Raw genomic sequence first — 16,741 nt, forward strand, 5'->3', positions numbered from 1 at the left:
CCCTCTAAAAACGCCCTTAGCTCAAACCTAAGGGCGTTTACTCTTCTACAACCAGTCAAAACAAAATCCACTCAAAAACACCTCTTCGAAAGCTGCAAACGTTGCCTCCGGACCAAGGAGGCATGGGGCCAGCTATACCACTAGATCAAACAACTACACCTCAACACCACCTTAAGATCAGGCTAGCTGTTTAGTCCCTTGGTGTGCTGGGTTGGGTTGATCTTGAAACGTTCAGGCTCATTTGCCCAGATTTTGCAAACGTATTCGTAGGGGGTGAGCCCCTAAAGAGTTCTCAGTCGGCAGGTAAAGTTGTAGGCCATCAAGAAGGTTTGCAAATGGTTTTTCAGCAGGTCATGCGATTGATATAATGCTTGACCATTGCCTCCTTGATCGTGCATTTCATGCGTTCCACCTGTCCATTGGTCCATGGATGGCAGACTTGGGTGAGCCGATGTTCAATACGAAGTGCGTTGCAAATCCGGTCAAAGGGAATATCCCAATACGCTTCCATCCTCTGGCGTTTTGCAAACTAGATGCCGTTATCAGTCAGGATTGTGTGAATGGTGTAAGGCATGGCCGCGATCAGATTGTCGAGGAACGCTTTCGCGATCACCCGTGTGGCCTTGGGATGAAGTTCTGCATAGGCAAACTTTGACGTCCGATCAATCGCCACGACTAGATACGGCCGACCTTCATCGGTGTGAGCTTCGGCAATATCGATATGGAAGTAGCCAATGGGGTAGACCTTGAATTTCTGCTGCGTGGGCTTATCTCTGGCGGCAAGCGGGAAATGCCATGCCGTTGCAAACACCGATGCAGCGAGGAGCGAGTCAGATGCGGAAAGCTGGGCTGCAATGCATACAAGCAGTCGTCCAGAGGAAGTAGCATGTATTTGCGAAAGGAGACCATGGCGGCCTCTTCCTCCGGCGTCAGGGCCGTTGAGCGAACCTCCTGCAGTCCCATCCGGGCATCGTGTGCAAAGTCCCGCTGACGCCATTCGGCAACCGTCTTTGGATTGAGTCCATGCTGCGCGGCCAGCGCGTTCAGGCTCGCTTGACTATGCTGTATCGCTCGACGTACTGTCTTTGTCGTACGGACGCTTCCATGCAAAATTTGTTCCATGGATTTCTCCTCCGTAGCTGACTATAAATTAGCCCAGCACACCGTGGGACTAAACACCTAGGTCGCAAAATATGAGAGTCATGACGTGCTTGTGTTATCGGTGAGAGGTAAAGGAAGTGCGGATCAGCTGGAAAACTGCCGGATCACAGTTTAACCTGATTAAAGATACCCTTTATCTACTTGGCTGGAGCATCCCATGGCTCAAAGTAAATACCGGTTGGTAACACGCAGTGATTTCGACGGACTGGTTTGCGCCGTCTTGTTGAATGAACTCGATATGATTGATGACATACTATTTGTTCATCCAAAGGACATGCAGGATGGTAAGGTCAACATCACTGATCGGGATATCGTCACCAATCTACCTTATGTAATCGGAGCCCATTTGATCTTTGATCACCATTACTCAGAAACCATCCGAAACACAGGTGAGCGTGTCAATCACATTATTGATGCCGATGCACCTTCTGCTGCGCGAGTGGTGTATGAGCATTTCGGTGGGAAAGCACGCTTCTCGACAATCAGTGATGACATGATGATTGCAGTCGATAAGGCCGATTCCGCACAATACACGCAAGATGAAATCCTGCATCCAACAGGTTGGGTATTGCTGAATTATTTGATGGATGCGCGAACCGGTTTGGGGCGCTTTCGGGAATTCCGGATTTCCAACTATGCCCTGATGATGGATCTGATTCGCTATTGTCGTGATCACACCATTGACGAGATTCTCGATCTACCCGATGTGAAGGAGCGTAGTCAGCTTTACTTCGATCATGAGCCGAAGGCACGTGATCAAATCATTTGTTGCAGTACTGTTCACAATAATTTAGTGGTATTGGATTTGCGGAATGAAGAAACCATCTACGCTACCAATCGTTTTCTTATCTATGCAATGTACCCATCCTGCAATGTATCCATCCATGTGATGTGGGGGCGGGACAAGCAAAACACGGTATTTGCTACTGGAGCCTCAATCGTTAATCGCAGCCCACATATCAATATTGGAGAGTTGATGTTGGCGTATGGTGGGGGAGGGCATGCGAATGCAGGCACTTGCCAAGTAGATAATCACAATGCTGACAGTACGTTGAGGGAAGTGGCTATGAAGATCACTGCATTCAAATAGTACACTGTCTGACAGTAGTTCCACTTTGTCACATTTCGTCGGTAGCGGCAGGCCTTGCATGGTATGAGCGGAAATGGCCGTTTGTCGCTTTTGCGTGTGGTGGTCGGCGATGCGTTGAACCGGTGCGGTGTCGTGGCCGGGGGTAGGGGGAGGTGCAGCATCTTCACTACATCCTTGCTCGACAGCAGGCAGTGCGTATCACGCAAAGCCAGATGCTTCTTGGTCGAGAACATTTGGGCCATCATCACCAGACTCATGTGCTAATGCCAGCAGCGCCAGCCTCGTGTCTGGTAGTCCGCCAAACCGCAAGCGCTCTTGGCATCGTCGAGGACGCGTTTGACGAAGTGGCGGAAAGTTTGCATGGAAATCAACTGGGTCAGTGGGGTATCGGCAGGGGCATTGCTCAGGCAGTACTTAAGTTTGCCTACGCCGAACTCGCTTCGAATTCAGTTCGTTTGGATGTCATGATTCTTCCTTATTGAGGTCAATAATGACCTATCGAGGTGTCCGAAAAAATTAGACTATTACAGACGTCGGTTCGATTCCCGTTTGCGAAATTGAACCCACGTCCGCAACTCCGGATCGGTGCATGGTTTCACTCAGCCGAACCGGCCCTGAGAAGGACTGCGTGCTTCCGAAGTAAGCGCCGGAAGAATGATTCAATCCGTTCTGTGGGCCCGTGGCCGGTGAGAGTTCGTTGACCCCGAAACGATTGATCTGTAATGAGAGAGGTCGTGGACTTTGGGCCATTTTCGGAGAGCGAGGTTGGAGCGAAGAATGGCCAGGAGACCGTGGAATATGGCCCGCAACGGCCGATTTGGGTGGTTGGCGAAGTCCGCAGGCGTTCGCAGGAACCCGCACGAGTACGCGGGAACTGGTGCGATCAGGTAAGAAAACCCCCAGCCGAGAACGGTTGGGGGTTCATTATTGGTGGAGCCGGCGGGAATCGAACCCGCGTCCGAAAGTCCTCTACGGTGAGATCTACATACTTAGTCTGGCCAATTGAATTTGACCCGGCATCCGCCGACCGACAGGCTGAAGACGAGCGAGTTACCTTGGATTTAATGCCAAACCAAGTAACCCGGCCTGACACGATCTGATGTAAATGACTCTGCTGCGGTTGCCCGCCTGACCCACCAGCAGATCAGTGCAGAGTCCAGCTGGGATTAAGCAGCTAGAGCGTAAGTTTCGTCGTTTGCGACTACATTTGTTCAGCGTTTTACGGGAATCTGAGATCCCGGTATGCACCCATCCGCTTTGCAACCCCCGTCGAAACCTGGTCGGCCCCAAATTGGATACTGAGTAAGATGCGGCCTATTCGATTAAGTTCAAGCCGCAGGATGCGATTATAGCAAGGGCGGGCCTGTTTCAGCTACAGATTTGATTGCGGCCACCTTGTTTGGCGTTATAAAGCTTTTCATCGGCATGTAAGAATAAATCGCTTTCACTTTTGAAGTCCGGATAAAAGGCAACCCCGCCGCTGAACGAAAAGTGGCGAATGTCGCCGGGTTCGACTTCAAATGGTAGACGATTGAAAGCTTCGCGCATGTTATTTAGCTTTTGTAACAGGGTGTCACGTTGAATGTCCCAGAACAGCATGACGAACTCTTCCCCGCCGAAGCGGCTGAGGTGATCATTGGCGCCCATGTATGCACCTAGCAGTAAGGACAGGCGTTTAATGACGATATCGCCGAAGTAGTGGCCCCAGGTATCGTTGATGGTCTTGAATTTGTCGATGTCGATCACGCACAGACCTAGTTCGGTGCCATCCCGCATGTCTGCAATGCGGATTACATCTTGTGCTTTACGCTTGAAGCCAATTTTGTTGAGTAGGCCAGTGGCGCGGTCTTTATTGATCAGATCTTTATTGATGCGGATTTTGGCAACCCGATTCACCAGTTGTCGGGTGGTGACGGCTTCTCCCTGCTCAATCAGCAGGTCATCAAATCCGGCCTGGATGGCGCGGGTTGCTGCTGCCGTATCCATACGGGGCAAGTGCAAAAACATTTCCAGGCAAGGGTCTGTCTCCATGTTCAGGCGAATGACTTGCTGTACCGCCGGGATTTTGGAGAACATGATGTCGCTGACAACGGCGATGTCAGGCTTGCGTTGTTTGACGGCTTGGTTGAAGCCATCCACATCCTGATATTCGAGCATTTCTATGCGGCTGGCACTCAATAATTCGCGGCTGAACGGAAAATCTCGCCCCAGTGCGACGATAAGGCTGACATCTGGTGCGCGTCGTTGGGTGAACAGGTTGAACAGCTTTTCAATCAGGCTTTCATTGGAGATGGGTTTTTCGGCATAGGCCAAACAGTTGCATTCAACCAGAGTACGTTGCAAAAGAAAGCGGCCGCCTTGCTTGGCGGTTTGAAGGTAGACGTAACGGTGGTTCTGCGGTAGCTGCCGGAGCAGCTCGGATAGAAACATGGTCTTGTTGTCGCGGTCTTTTTGCAGGCTATAGAGCGAATCGAGATCGACCACAAACAAGTCGTCGTCAGTTGACACGGCGCAAGCCTGTAAGAAATCGACCATCTGATCAAAAAACAAGACGTCGAAATCGTACTTATGCGCGTGCAACAGCAGTTCGTGCTGGTTGTCTTTGATAAAGTACGTCTGTGCAAGCATGTATACCTTGCGCTTGAACAGGTGGTCGGTATCGATACCGCTCATTGTTGTTACCGGTGGCGATGGATGATCTCTATAGCCTTATCATCGTATGTTAATCGGGGCGGTTTCAAGTTTTTTAAACGTGTTGCAGCAACTCTTCGGGATGGTCGATGAAACCGTCGGCCCCCCATGTATGTGGGGTATCAGTATTCGAAATATAGCCATAACTGGCGATGATTGCGCGCATGCCTGCCGCTCGGGCCGCTTCCACATCTCGTTCGGCATCGCCCAGATACAGGCAGGTTTTAGGAACGACACCCAACTGTGAGGCTGCATGTAGCATGGGTTTGGGGTCTGGTTTGGGCACACCAACCGTGTCGCCACTGACTACCACGCCAGGCGGCACTGCCCAGGGCAGCGCCGGTACCAATCGGTCGGTAAAGCGCATGGGTTTGTTGGTGACAATACCCCATTTCAGCCCTCGCGCGGTAAGTGCCTGTAACAGTGGATTGACACCATCAAACAGGGTGGTGAGGTCTGCGAAGCTGGCCTCGTAATGATCCAGAAAGCGGCGGCGATAATCGTCGAATATAGGATCTGTCTTATGGATCCCAAAACCAAGCTCGATCAGCCCACGTGCACCATGTGAGGCTACTGGGCGGATCAGTTCATAGGCTACTGGTGGTTTGCCTTCTTCTGCCAGCAAGCGATTAAGTGCGGCACCAAGATCGGCAGCAGTATCGGCCAAAGTACCATCAAGGTCGAACAAAACAGCCTGGATCATGCGATGGCCTTTCGGCAGGCGATGAGATAGTTCACATCAGTCTGTGTCGTCAGGTGATAGGTCTTGTTCAACAGGTTGTAACCCATGCCGCGTACATCGACGACGTCCAGTCCTGAATGCCTGGCCATACGGGAAAGCTCGGAGGGCTTGAGGAAGCGTGCGTAGTCATGTGTACCACGTGGGAGCAGCCCGAGCAGGTATTCGGCACCAAGAATGGCGTGGACGTAAGCTTTGGGATTGCGGCTGATCGTGGAGAAAAACACCCAGCCACCGGGTTTGGCAAGCTGTGTGCAAGCGTGTACCACACTGTCTGGGCTGGGGACGTGTTCCAGCATCTCCATGCAAGTGACCACATCAAACTGTCCAGGCTGTTGCTGGGCTACTTCCTCGACCGAGATGCAACGGTAATCCACTTTGTTGCCGGATTCCAGCAAATGCAATTTGGCGACTTTCAACGATTTTTCTGCCAAATCAATACCAGTGACAGCAGCACCATGCTCGGCCAGGCTTTCGGCCAAAATCCCGCCACCACAACCCACATCGATGACCTGCTGGCCAGTCAGCGTGGCATATTCTTCAATGAACCCCAGGCGTAGCGGGTTGATATCGTGCAGCGGCTTAAATTCGCTTTCCTTATCCCACCATTTGTGGGCAAGCTCGCTGAATTTGGCGATTTCAGCATCGTCTACGTTGGGGGCTCGGGTATCAGTCATCATCATCAAGGATTGCTAAAAGTAAGAAATCACGCTCAAACAGGCAGGTATCACAGGTTGCGCACTTTATCACGCCATGCCCGGGCACGAGTAATCAATTGGGCCATGTGGAGTGTGGTCAGTTCCCTGGATTTCAACAGGCGTTGGCCGGCCACCCATACATCGGTGACATGCTCGCGTCCAGCGGCATAGACCAAGTGGGAGATCGGATCAAAGCAGGGGGCGGTTTCAACATCGTCCAACCGGATGGCGCACATGTCGGCAGCCTTACCTGGTTTGAGTGAACCAATCAGATGATCCAGCCCCAAGGCTTTGGCGCCGTGCAACGTGGCCATTTCCAATGCCTGATGGGCAGGTACGACATCCGCCTGCAGGGTGGCCACCTTGGCTAGCAGTGCAGTAGTACGCATTTCATTGAACATGTCCAGACGATTGTTGCTGGCCGCACTATCGGTGCCGATGCCGACATTGACACCGGCCTGCAACAGTGCATTGACCGGTGCAATGCCACTGGCCAATTTCATATTGGAGGTTGGGTTGTGGGCAACATGGCAACCGTACTGCGCGAGCCAGTCGATTTCTTCTTGATTCAAGTGCACGCAATGTACGCCAATCAGGTTGGGGGACAGCAAGCCCAGTGCTTTTAACCGGGCAAGTGGCCGTATGTGGAATTGCTGCAGGCTGGTTTCGATTTCAGACAGCGATTCATGCAGGTGAATATGGATTGGTAGGTTCAGTTCTTCAGACAAGGTGATCACTTTGCCAAAAGTACGGTCTGAAATGGTGTAGGGTGCATGTGGGGCCAGTGTGAAGCTGATCAATGATTCGCCGCTGAATTCGTCACGTGCAGCCAAGCCCTTGTTCAAGTAATCATCGGCATCGCTGGCATAGATGGTGGGAAATTCCATGATCGTGGCACCGACCACACCGCGCATTTTGGCGGTAAGCAAGGCTCGTGCTGTGGCAGCCGGATAGAAGTACATGTCGTTGACGCAGGTAACCCCGCTGCGTAATTGCTCGGCCAGTGCCAGCAGGGTGCCATCATAGACGAAGTCATCACGCACCAACCGGCCTTCGGCAGGCCAGATGTGGTGGTTGAGCCAATCCATCAGAGGCAGGTCGTCTGCCAAGCCGCGTAACAGGCTCATTGCGCAATGAGCATGAAGATTGACCAAACCTGGCATCAGCACATGACTGCCGAGATCGACAGTTTCTTTTGCGATATAAGTGGCGGGTGCTTCTGCCGTTGGCAGAATCGTCAGGATGCGGCCTTTGTCGATTGCGACGCTGTGTTGTCGAAGCACGGATCGTACCGGCTCAATAGGAATAATCCAGCGGGCACTGATCAATGTATCGATGAGTTGAGGCATAGGTGCGGGCGGGGATTGCAGTGGATGCACCGATTGTAGGTGGCGACAAGAGCGACAGCAAGGAAATACCCAAGGCCGAATTTGCTGTCGATCAAAAGCTTGTCGGATGGGCTCTGGCACAATCCCTGCTGAAAACGAACCGGCAAGCAGAGTAGTCTCAGTGCCAGTGACCAGTATGTAACCCGTTAGAGTAGGGAACGTATGAAGCAGAACGAGGTACCGAATCAAGCGTGGCATGCCATGGTGGCAGAAGCCGTGTTGGAGAAGGTGGGAAGCCATCGCCAACAAGGGTTGACTCAGGGTGATGCCGAGCGTCGGTTGGCAGAATGGGGGGCCAACCGATTGCCGCCACCGTTTCGTCCGCAGGCATGGCGACGGTTTTTAAGGCAATTCCACAATGTATTGATCTATGCGCTGATCTTGTCTGCCGCCGTGACGGGTCTTTTGGGGCATTGGTTGGATATGTCTGTGATTGCGGGGGTTGTGGTGATCAATGCGGTGATCGGTTTTGTTCAAGAGGGCAAAGCCGAACAGGCATTGGACGCGATTCGGAATCTGTTATCACTGAAGGCCATGGTGGTGCGTGATGGGCAACGTAAGGAAGTGGATGCGGAGCATTTGGTGATTGGCGATGTTGTCTGGCTCCAATCCGGAGACAAAGTACCAGCGGATCTCCGACTGATTGAAACCCGTAACCTTCGCATTGAAGAGGCCGCGATTACTGGGGAATCATTGGCCGTGGAAAAGCAACCGGCACCAGTCGGGAGAGCGGCTGCGTTGGGCGACCGAACAGACATGGCCTTCAGCGGTACGCTGGTGACGTATGGGCAAGGACTTGGCATTGTGGTGGCAACAGCTGCACAGACCGAGCTTGGCAGAATCAGCCAGATGCTGCGAGAGGTCGAACCCATCAGTACCCCGTTGTTACGACAGATGGCCCGGTTTGCACAGATACTGACATATGTCATTGCAGGGGTGGCCTTGGCGGTATTTCTGTTGGGCACACTTTGGCGCGACTATCCTGTCGAACAGATGTTTCTTGCCGTGGTGGGGTTGGCTGTGGCCGCCATTCCAGAGGGATTGCCTGCGATCATGACCATCACCTTGGCGGTCGGCGTGAGACGGATGGCCAAACGTAAAGCCATCATTCGGCAATTGCCGGCAGTCGAAACATTGGGCGCCTTGACGGTCATCTGCAGTGACAAGACAGGTACGCTGACGTGCAACGAAATGACGGTTCGTCATGTGATTCTGGCTGATGCATTGCTGAATGTATCTGGCGCCGGGTATGCGCCACACGGCGGTTTCACACTGGATCAACACGATGTTGACCCAACGTCCATGCCGGTGTTGCAGCAAGCCAGCCTGGCGGCAGCGTTGTGTAACGATGCACGCCTGATTGGTGAAGGTGTGCATTGGCACATCGAGGGCGATCCGACTGAAGGGGCTTTATTGACCCTGGCCGCCAAGGCTGGTTGGGATGTGACACAGGAAAAAGGCCGCAGACCGCGTACAGACATGATTCCATTCGAATCAGAGTACCAGTTTATGGCCACCCTGCATCATGACCATGCTGGCAAAGGCCTGCTGTTTGTCAAAGGCTCGCCCGAAAAGTTGCTGCGGATGTGTTTGCACCAGCGTACCGCCGACGGCGATGTCTCGTTGAATGTAACCTATTGGCAACAGCAGTGTGCTGATTTGGCGAAACAAGGGGAACGTTTATTGGCCATTGCCTGTGGCCAGCCCTCGTCAAATGGGCAGACTCTGACATTTGACGATGTTGCAGATGGCCTGGTGCTGCTGGCCATGGTCGGCATCATTGATCCGCCGCGTGAAGAAGCCCGACAGGCTGTGGCAGCCTGCCATGCGGCAGGCATTACCGTGAAAATGATCACGGGAGACCATGCCGATACAGCTCGTGCGATTGCCGGTGAGCTGGGTATTACCGGAAATGCGCTGACAGGCCTGGAACTTGATCAATTACCCGCTGATGCTTGGCCTGACGCGGCAGCCGGGTGCAATGTGTTTGCACGTGTCAGCCCGGAACACAAGCTCAAGCTGGTATCCGCCTTGCAAACCCGGCAGCAGGTTGTGTCGATGACCGGTGATGGCGTAAATGATGCCCCTGCGTTAAAACGGGCCGATGTCGGTATTGCAATGGGTATGAAGGGAACCGAGGCCGCCAAGGAGGCTGGCACCATGGTGCTGGCAGACGACAATTTTGCCACCATTGCTCACGCTGTTGAGGAAGGGCGGGCTGTCTATGACAACCTTAAAAAAGCCATGATCCAGGCGCTGCCCACCAATATTGCACAAGCCTGCATGGTGATCATCCCCATTTTGGCGGGTATGCCCCTACCCATCAACGCAGTACAGGTACTGTGGGTCAATATGGTGTGCGCCGTGACCTTATCGCTGGCGCTTGCCTTTGAGCCGGCCGAGCCAAATGTCATGCAGCGTCCGCCGCGTGCGGCAGATGAGCCCATCTTGTCCAGATTTCTGGTCTGGCGAATCATTTTCGTCTCGGCATTGGTGGCCACAGCAAGCCTGATCCTTTATCAATGGGCACAGGCTGCAGGCCAGCCAAAGGCTGTATGTCACGCGGTAGCTGTCAATACCCTGGTGTTCTGTCAAGCATTTTACCTGCTCAACTGCCGATATCTGCTGGCTCCTGTACTCAATCGTCAGGGTTTGTTCGGCAATCGTTACATCTGGTTGGCGCTTGCTGCATTGACTCTGCAGCAGGCCGCATTCACCTACCTTCCTATCTTGAATCGGCTCTTTGACACCGCCCCGATGAATGGGGAGCAATGGCTCTGGGTCATGCTGTCAGGTGGGGTGGTCATGTTCGTGGTAGAGATGGAAAAGTGGCTGATCAGCCGTTGGCGAATGTAACTGGAGATAGTTTGCAACAACGTATTGGGACGTTACTCTCTTTCAAATGGCCGCTTGGATTGTGGATTGGCTTGGACTAATGGGCGCTTGCCAGACATGGAATTCACAAGGGGGCGTGGTATGCTGTTGGGAGAATAACACTCTGGTGTGGCGTGTATACCAGGAGCCTGAAGATGAAGGGCTTCGTCATGGGTATTTGCATTGCCACACTGTCCCCCTCGATAAACGATCCCGGGAGTATCGAAATGTATGTGATCGACCGCAATGTGGCTGTGATCAAGCCCAAGCAGCCTTTTCTGGAATGGCTCAACAAATTGCCTGAAAATGATGTCCAACTTGGATTGGATAGCCTGCGTGCCGATTGTACCGTGTTGTTGACGCCGGAATTTGAAGAGCCGGAGGAAGCGGTATCTTACATTGATGACATGTTTGAGCAGATTTTCGAGGCGGAACTTGGCTCTTGGTGTACTGACCAAGCCTTGTGGCCGCGCGAACGCAATTTGAAGGTTTTTTGGGATTGGTTTGATGTTGAAATCCACACCATGGTGGTGGATACATTGGACGAAGATGTGCCACCGACGCCACATGACGTGCATTGATGGGCTGGCTGTTCAGCTCTGGTGCAGGTAGCCTCCATACAATGTGTCCGGTAGCCTTGCCACCCGTGTCATCGGTTGGGGGCAGGGGAATTCAGAATGTCCGTCAATGTCACCCGTGAAAGGCTGTGCGGGTGCTACAACCAAGGAGTTTCAATGCGCCGTTTGACTGTTGTTGCCCTGTCGGGCTTGCTGCTGGCAGGTATTGCCCAAGCTGAGCCACTCAACTACAACGTAGTGAATCTGCAGGCCGAGGCACGTCGTGATGTGCCAAATGATCTGATGGCAGTCACCATGTTTGCCGAGCAAAGCGACAATGATGCCAATCGCCTGTCTGCTGGGTTGAACAAGGCGTTGAACATGGCAAAGGGCATGGCAGATGCTTACCCGAAAGTGAAGTTTTATTCGGGTGAAAACCAGACTTATCCAGTGTATGACAACAAGAACCGTGCTTCCGGCTGGCGTGGTCGTGTCGAAGCTAAGCTGGAATGCCGCGATTTCAAACAGTGTGCAGAATTGATCGGCAAGATGCAGTCGGTGCTGCAGATCGGTCAGTGGACATTCTCGGTATCGCCGGAACGTCGCCGTGAGGTAGAGAATGAGCTGATTGGTGACGCCTTGCAGGCTTTCAATCAGCGTGCCGAGATCGTACGTAGCAGCTTGAAGGCCAAGGGCTACAAAGTGGTGAATCTGAATGTAGGTGGTGGCGATGTTGAACCGCCGCATCCTGTTTATGCAAAACGTGCAATGGCCATGGCCGCCGAAGCGGCGCCTGCACCCGTGGCCGAAGGTGGGACGGGTGCGATTACCGTAACCGTTACAGGGGCAGTGCAGTTGGCCGATTGATCGGCTGTCGGTATGGCGGATTGGTTCGGAAAATCCAACCATAGCGTGATTGTGGTCCATTGCCCGGTTATACTTGAGCACTCTCCGAACTCGAATAGCCACGTCGGCGTCAAGCTGACGTGGCCATGTTTTTATGTCGCAACATGTTTTCTCTCCTGATACCGATGGCCAGATGTCGCCTGCGGCATGGTATGCCGCTGCAGCACAACGGGATGGCTTCATTGCCGACGATGCTCAGGCCAATGCCATCCGTTATCTGCAATCCCTTTATGAAGCCTTGCTGGAATTCAAACGCAAACGTCATCGGCCCTTTGGTAAGTGGCTGTTGACGCCGGATGTCCCGCGCGGATTGTATTTTTGGGGAGGCGTCGGGCGTGGTAAGAGTTTCCTGATGGATTCTTTCTACGCTTGTGTGCCCTACAAGCGTAAGGGGCGACTGCATTTCCACCATTTCATGCATGATGTGCATGCCGAAATGCGTACGCTAAAGAATGAGCCAGATCCACTCCAAACCGTCGCAGAGCGGATTGCCAAAAAGTATCGCTTACTGTGCTTTGACGAGTTTCATGTGTCGGATATAGCCGATGCGATGATTCTGGGTCGCTTGCTGACGGCATTGTTTGAACTGGGGGTGGTGCTGGTGATGACCTCCAACTACGAGCCGGAAGGTCTTTATCCGAATGGGCTGCAGCGACACAATTTCCTACCTACTATCGAATTGCTGAAGGCCAACCTGACCATCATCAACGTTGATGGTGGCAACGATTATCGCTTGCGGAGCTTGCAGCGCATTGAAACCTATCTCTATCCGATTACGCAGGATACCCACGGCAAGCTGGAATTCGCCTTCAATGAAGTGGCCAATGCCGCTGATCTGAAACCGGAGATCACCATTGAAGGCCGCAAGATCAAGTGCATTCGTCATGCACCGGGTGTGATCTGGTTCGATTTCATGGATATCTGTGGTGGGCCGCGTGCCCAGACTGATTACCTGGAAATTGCGCGTGAATACAATACAGTCATTGTATCCGATGTCCCCAGACTGACTGAAAAGGATGCATCTGCAGCACGACGTTTTACCTGGCTGGTGGATGTATTCTATGACTGCCGCGTCAAATTGATTCTGTCTGCACAGGTAGCACCAGAGGCGTTGTATACCGAAGGGGTGCAGGCGAGTGAATTCTTCCGTACTGCAAGTCGTCTTCAGGAGATGCAAACTGCTGAATATCTAGGGCTGGCTCACCGATAATTCCGCTTATCGGTGGACTGATCGCGTGGCACATACTCTGTGCCCGCCCCAACGTTTTCGATTTCGCACAAGCCAGACTGCAAGCCTTTCACAGCCGAAATCTGTACTAACATTCGTAGCACCGGCTATAGTGTTTGCAAGGGGGATGCATGCACTCAATTCGGTTCCGGCTGAGCGTCCTGTATATCGTTGTTGTGACGCTCATTCTTGCCATTTCTGGTATCTATTCTCAGTACCAGCTCTCCAAAGAGTTGGAGATGCGCTTTGATCAGCTCCGTCATGGCGTGGTGACGCGCTTGCAGATCAGCCTGCCCTCTGCCCTGTGGGATCTGGATGAAGCCAAGGTCAACAGTATCATCGAAGCGGAAATGCTGCCGCCCGAGGTGCGGGGCATCCGGGTTTTTGATAGTGCAGTGAGCCTGTTTGCCGGCAAGGTGCGCGATGAGCAGGGGAAGATCGCATCGGCCCGACCGGATTTCAAGATTGACGGCCTGCCTTATGAAAGCAGTCTGTATTTTCGCAGCAATGTCGAGCGCAGTGGTGACGACGCCCAGCAACGTGCGTTGGTTGGCAAGGCCGTGGTGTACTTCTCGCGCGAGAAGATCGATGCGGCACTGACTGCTGAGCTGGTGCGCAAGATCATCGAAGTGGTGGTGGTGGACTGCGTGTTGCTGTTTGCCTTGATCTTGAGCCTTCGGCTGGTGTTTGACCCATTGTCCCGGCTACGAGATGCGCTATTCGACTTGGCTCGGCATGACAGCGATGAGGTGGAGGAATTGCGTGAAGAACGTCGTGACGAGTTTGGCGAGGTGATCCGGGGCTTCAACAGCATTCAGCGTAAAGTGAAAAGTGTGATTGAGCGTCGGCGCCAGGCGGAAGAAGAGGCCCGGGCGGCGGAGGAAGACGCCCGTCAGGCAACCCGCAAGGCGGAGAAAGCCTTGGCCGAGTTGAAAGAAGCTCAGGAGTCGCTGCTGCAGTCCGAGAAGTTGGCTTCGTTGGGGGGCTTGGTGGCGGGTGTCGCGCACGAGATCAATACGCCAGTGGGAGTGACGCTGACCAGTGCTTCGGTATTGAAGCAGGCATCTGAGCAGATACGCTCGGTGATGTCATCCGGGCAGGTCAAAAAGTCGGAAATCAATGCCTATATCGATACCGCCGACGAAAGTGCCCGTCTGATCATGACCAATGCTGATCGTGCTGCCCATCTGATCCAGAGTTTCAAGCAGATTGCTGCAGACCAGACCAGCGAGATTCGCCGTCGTTTCGATTTGAAGCAATACATCGAAGAGGTGATCACCAGCCTGCACCCCAAGATCAAGCACACCCATGTCACCGTTCGTATTCACTGCGATCAGCAAATTGAAATTGACGGCTATCCTGGCGCGTTTGCACAAGTCATCACGAATCTGACCATCAATGCCTTGACCCATGCTTTCCAGGCAGAGCAGGAAGGACATATCGATATCCGTGCGGAAGAATCCAATGACTGGGTCGAGGTGAGTTTTGAGGATGATGGCGTCGGCATTCCGCCTGAATTCCAGGCCAAGATTTTTGATCCTTTTTTTACGACCCGCCGCGGCCAAGGGGGAACCGGACTGGGGTTGAACATTGTCTATAACATCATCACCAAGCAGTTTGGCGGTACAGTTCATACCCGCAGCGAGGTCGGCAAGGGTACCTGCTTCATTTTGCGTTTTCCGCCCGTTGCACCGGAAAGCGGGGTGCCAAGCGTCGGGTTGCCACGTGTGGATTGATGGCTTAGAGAACAGGTATCGGGTTGAACAAAGGCGAGGAGTGTCGGCATGAGTGATGCGGATAACGCAGGCGACAGCTGGATCATTGATGACGAAGCGGGCAGTGAGGCAGGCAATCCGTTGGAAAGCAAGCCTTGGCGCGTGTTGATCGTTGATGACGAAGCAGATGTGCATTCGGTCACCAAGCTTGCACTTCGTAACGTGAGCTTCAAAAGCAGACCACTGGAACTGCTTTCGGCCTACACCGGGCGCGACGCGGCCACCATTTTGCGGGCCGAGCGGGATATTGCGCTGATACTGCTTGATGTGGTGATGGAATCGGATGATGCCGGCCTCAAGCTGGTTGAACTGATCAGAGGTGAGCTGAACAATCAGCTGGTGCGCATCGTGTTACGTACCGGTCAACCTGGGCAGGCACCAGAGCAACGGGTCATTGTTGACTACGATATCAACGATTACAAAGCGAAGACCGAGCTCACCACGCAAAAGTTGTTTACCACGGTCATTGCATCGTTACGGGCTTATGAAGGCCTGGTGACTATTGAGCGTAGCAGGGTGGGATTGTCGAAGATTCTGGAAGGCGCCACCAATCTGTATCAGGCGCATTCATTGCGGGAGCTGGCCTCTGGTGTGTTGAACCAGATCAGTGCGATTCTTGACGTAGGGGCTGATGGCGTACTCTGTGTGGTACAAAACCGGCTGGGCATGTCATCAATGCCAGAAGTGGTGGCTGCCACGGGCAATTACACTCCGTTGGCAACGACGCAAGGCATTCCCGATGATCACCCGGTTGCACCGGCGGTTGCACGGGCGTTGAAGGAAAAGCGCAGTGTATTCGATCATCCGCTGGATGTGTTGTATATCAAAACCATGCAGGGGCATGAATTTGCCATTCTGGTCACGCCACCCTGGCCATTGGCCGATATTCAGCGCGATCTACTGGAAGTATTCTGTAACCGTATAGCGGCCGCGTTCGATAATCTCTACCTGTTTGATCAATTGCGAAAAGCCCAGGAGGCGACCGTGTCGGCTCTGGCGGATCTGGCAGAGTTCCGCGACAAAGATACCGGTGGACATGTGCAGCGGGTTCGACTGCTGACGGATGCCATTGCGCAGACGTTGCATCAGCAAGGCAAATTCAGTGGCGATCTGACACCCGAATTCCTGGATATGGTGGGTATTGCCAGCATCCTGCACGATGTTGGCAAAGTGGGAACCCCGGACAGCATTCTGCTCAAACCGGCGCGGCATACGGCGGAAGAGCGGGTGATCATGGAGGAACATGCGCACATTGGTGAAGTGGTGTTGGCGCGTGCGGCGGAGATGGTGGATGGCATCAGCTACCTGACTTTTGGGGCGCAGATTGCCGGCCATCATCATGAGCATATTGATGGCAATGGTTACCCAAGAGGACTGAAACGTCATGAAATTCCATTGGCAGCGCGCATTGTGGCGGTGGTGGACGTCTTTGATGCATTACTACACCGGCGGCCATACAAAGATCCATGGCCGTTGGAAGAGGTGATGACCTATATACGCGAGCGGAATGGCAAGCAATTTGACCCGGATGTAGTCGATGCGCTGGAATACTGTTTGCGAGATGGCTTACCGGAATGGATGCAAGGGGGCGACTGAGTTGCTGTGGTACTGATGGAAGCAGGGTTGTTTCGTCC

12 protein-coding genes, 1 other RNA gene and 1 pseudogene are annotated in these 16,741 nt (G+C 53.2%); 8 read left to right on the forward strand and 6 right to left on the reverse strand.

Annotation, left to right across the window (positions count from 1 at the left end; all coding sequences use genetic code 11):
• Positions 1-182: 182 nt before the first annotated feature.
• Positions 183-1,122 (reverse strand): annotated as a pseudogene (locus FFS57_RS13680) (IS481 family transposase).
• Between the two features lie 196 nt (positions 1,123-1,318).
• Here FFS57_RS13680 and FFS57_RS13685 point away from each other — a divergent pair.
• Positions 1,319-2,251: an exopolyphosphatase gene (locus FFS57_RS13685; protein ID WP_137938370.1), complete on the forward strand. Its 933-nt coding sequence runs from the start codon at positions 1,319-1,321 to the stop codon at positions 2,249-2,251.
• A 152-nt stretch (positions 2,252-2,403) separates the two neighbouring features.
• Positions 2,404-2,733 (forward strand): hypothetical protein, encoded by a 330-nt coding sequence (locus FFS57_RS13690; protein ID WP_171013930.1) that lies wholly within the window; start codon positions 2,404-2,406, stop codon positions 2,731-2,733.
• 446 nt (positions 2,734-3,179) lie between these two features.
• Here FFS57_RS13690 and ssrA read toward each other — a convergent pair.
• From ssrA to FFS57_RS13715, 5 genes are all read right to left on the reverse strand, one after another.
• Positions 3,180-3,539: a transfer-messenger RNA gene (gene ssrA / locus FFS57_RS13695) on the reverse strand.
• An 80-nt stretch (positions 3,540-3,619) separates the two neighbouring features.
• Positions 3,620-4,924 (reverse strand): GGDEF domain-containing protein, encoded by a 1,305-nt coding sequence (locus FFS57_RS13700; RefSeq protein WP_249383994.1) that lies wholly within the window; start codon positions 4,922-4,924, stop codon positions 3,620-3,622.
• A 73-nt stretch (positions 4,925-4,997) separates the two neighbouring features.
• A complete protein-coding gene (gph, locus tag FFS57_RS13705; RefSeq protein ID WP_137938372.1) occupies positions 4,998-5,645 on the reverse strand; it encodes a phosphoglycolate phosphatase in 648 nt (215 codons plus the stop codon).
• Positions 5,642-6,364, reverse strand: a complete 723-nt coding sequence (gene ubiG / locus FFS57_RS13710) for a bifunctional 2-polyprenyl-6-hydroxyphenol methylase/3-demethylubiquinol 3-O-methyltransferase UbiG (RefSeq protein ID WP_249383995.1) — start codon at positions 6,362-6,364, stop codon at positions 5,642-5,644. Before ubiG ends, gph begins: the two co-directional genes overlap by 4 nt.
• 44 nt (positions 6,365-6,408) lie before the next feature.
• On the reverse strand, positions 6,409-7,728 hold the full coding sequence (locus FFS57_RS13715) for a TRZ/ATZ family hydrolase (RefSeq protein WP_137938373.1): 1,320 nt from the start codon (positions 7,726-7,728) through the stop codon (positions 6,409-6,411).
• 201 nt (positions 7,729-7,929) lie between these two features.
• On the opposite strand from FFS57_RS13715, the gene FFS57_RS13720 reads away from it, so the two are divergent.
• The 6 genes from FFS57_RS13720 to FFS57_RS13745 all read left to right on the forward strand — a co-directional run bounded on the left by FFS57_RS13720 (position 7,930) and on the right by FFS57_RS13745 (position 16,703).
• Positions 7,930-10,623, forward strand: a complete 2,694-nt coding sequence (locus FFS57_RS13720; RefSeq protein WP_137938374.1) for a cation-transporting P-type ATPase — start codon at positions 7,930-7,932, stop codon at positions 10,621-10,623.
• A gap of 173 nt (positions 10,624-10,796) precedes the next feature.
• On the forward strand, positions 10,797-11,222 hold the full coding sequence (locus tag FFS57_RS13725) for a hypothetical protein (RefSeq protein WP_249383996.1): 426 nt from the start codon (positions 10,797-10,799) through the stop codon (positions 11,220-11,222).
• 153 nt (positions 11,223-11,375) lie between these two features.
• Entirely contained in the window at positions 11,376-12,065 is a 690-nt protein-coding gene (locus tag FFS57_RS13730) for an SIMPL domain-containing protein (protein WP_171013932.1), read from the forward strand.
• A 133-nt stretch (positions 12,066-12,198) separates the two neighbouring features.
• Positions 12,199-13,314 carry a cell division protein ZapE gene (gene zapE / locus FFS57_RS13735; protein WP_249383997.1) on the forward strand — a complete coding sequence of 372 codons (1,116 nt, stop codon included), beginning with the start codon at positions 12,199-12,201 and terminating at the stop codon, positions 13,312-13,314.
• A 149-nt stretch (positions 13,315-13,463) separates the two neighbouring features.
• Positions 13,464-15,068 carry a sensor histidine kinase gene (locus tag FFS57_RS13740; RefSeq protein ID WP_137938376.1) on the forward strand — a complete coding sequence of 535 codons (1,605 nt, stop codon included), beginning with the start codon at positions 13,464-13,466 and terminating at the stop codon, positions 15,066-15,068.
• A 48-nt stretch (positions 15,069-15,116) separates the two neighbouring features.
• Positions 15,117-16,703 (forward strand): DUF3369 domain-containing protein, encoded by a 1,587-nt coding sequence (locus FFS57_RS13745; protein ID WP_137938377.1) that lies wholly within the window; start codon positions 15,117-15,119, stop codon positions 16,701-16,703.
• Positions 16,704-16,741 lie beyond the last annotated feature (38 nt).

Source organism: Chitinivorax sp. B (genome assembly GCF_005503445.1).
Classification (GTDB): Bacteria; Pseudomonadota; Gammaproteobacteria; order Burkholderiales; family SCOH01; genus Chitinivorax.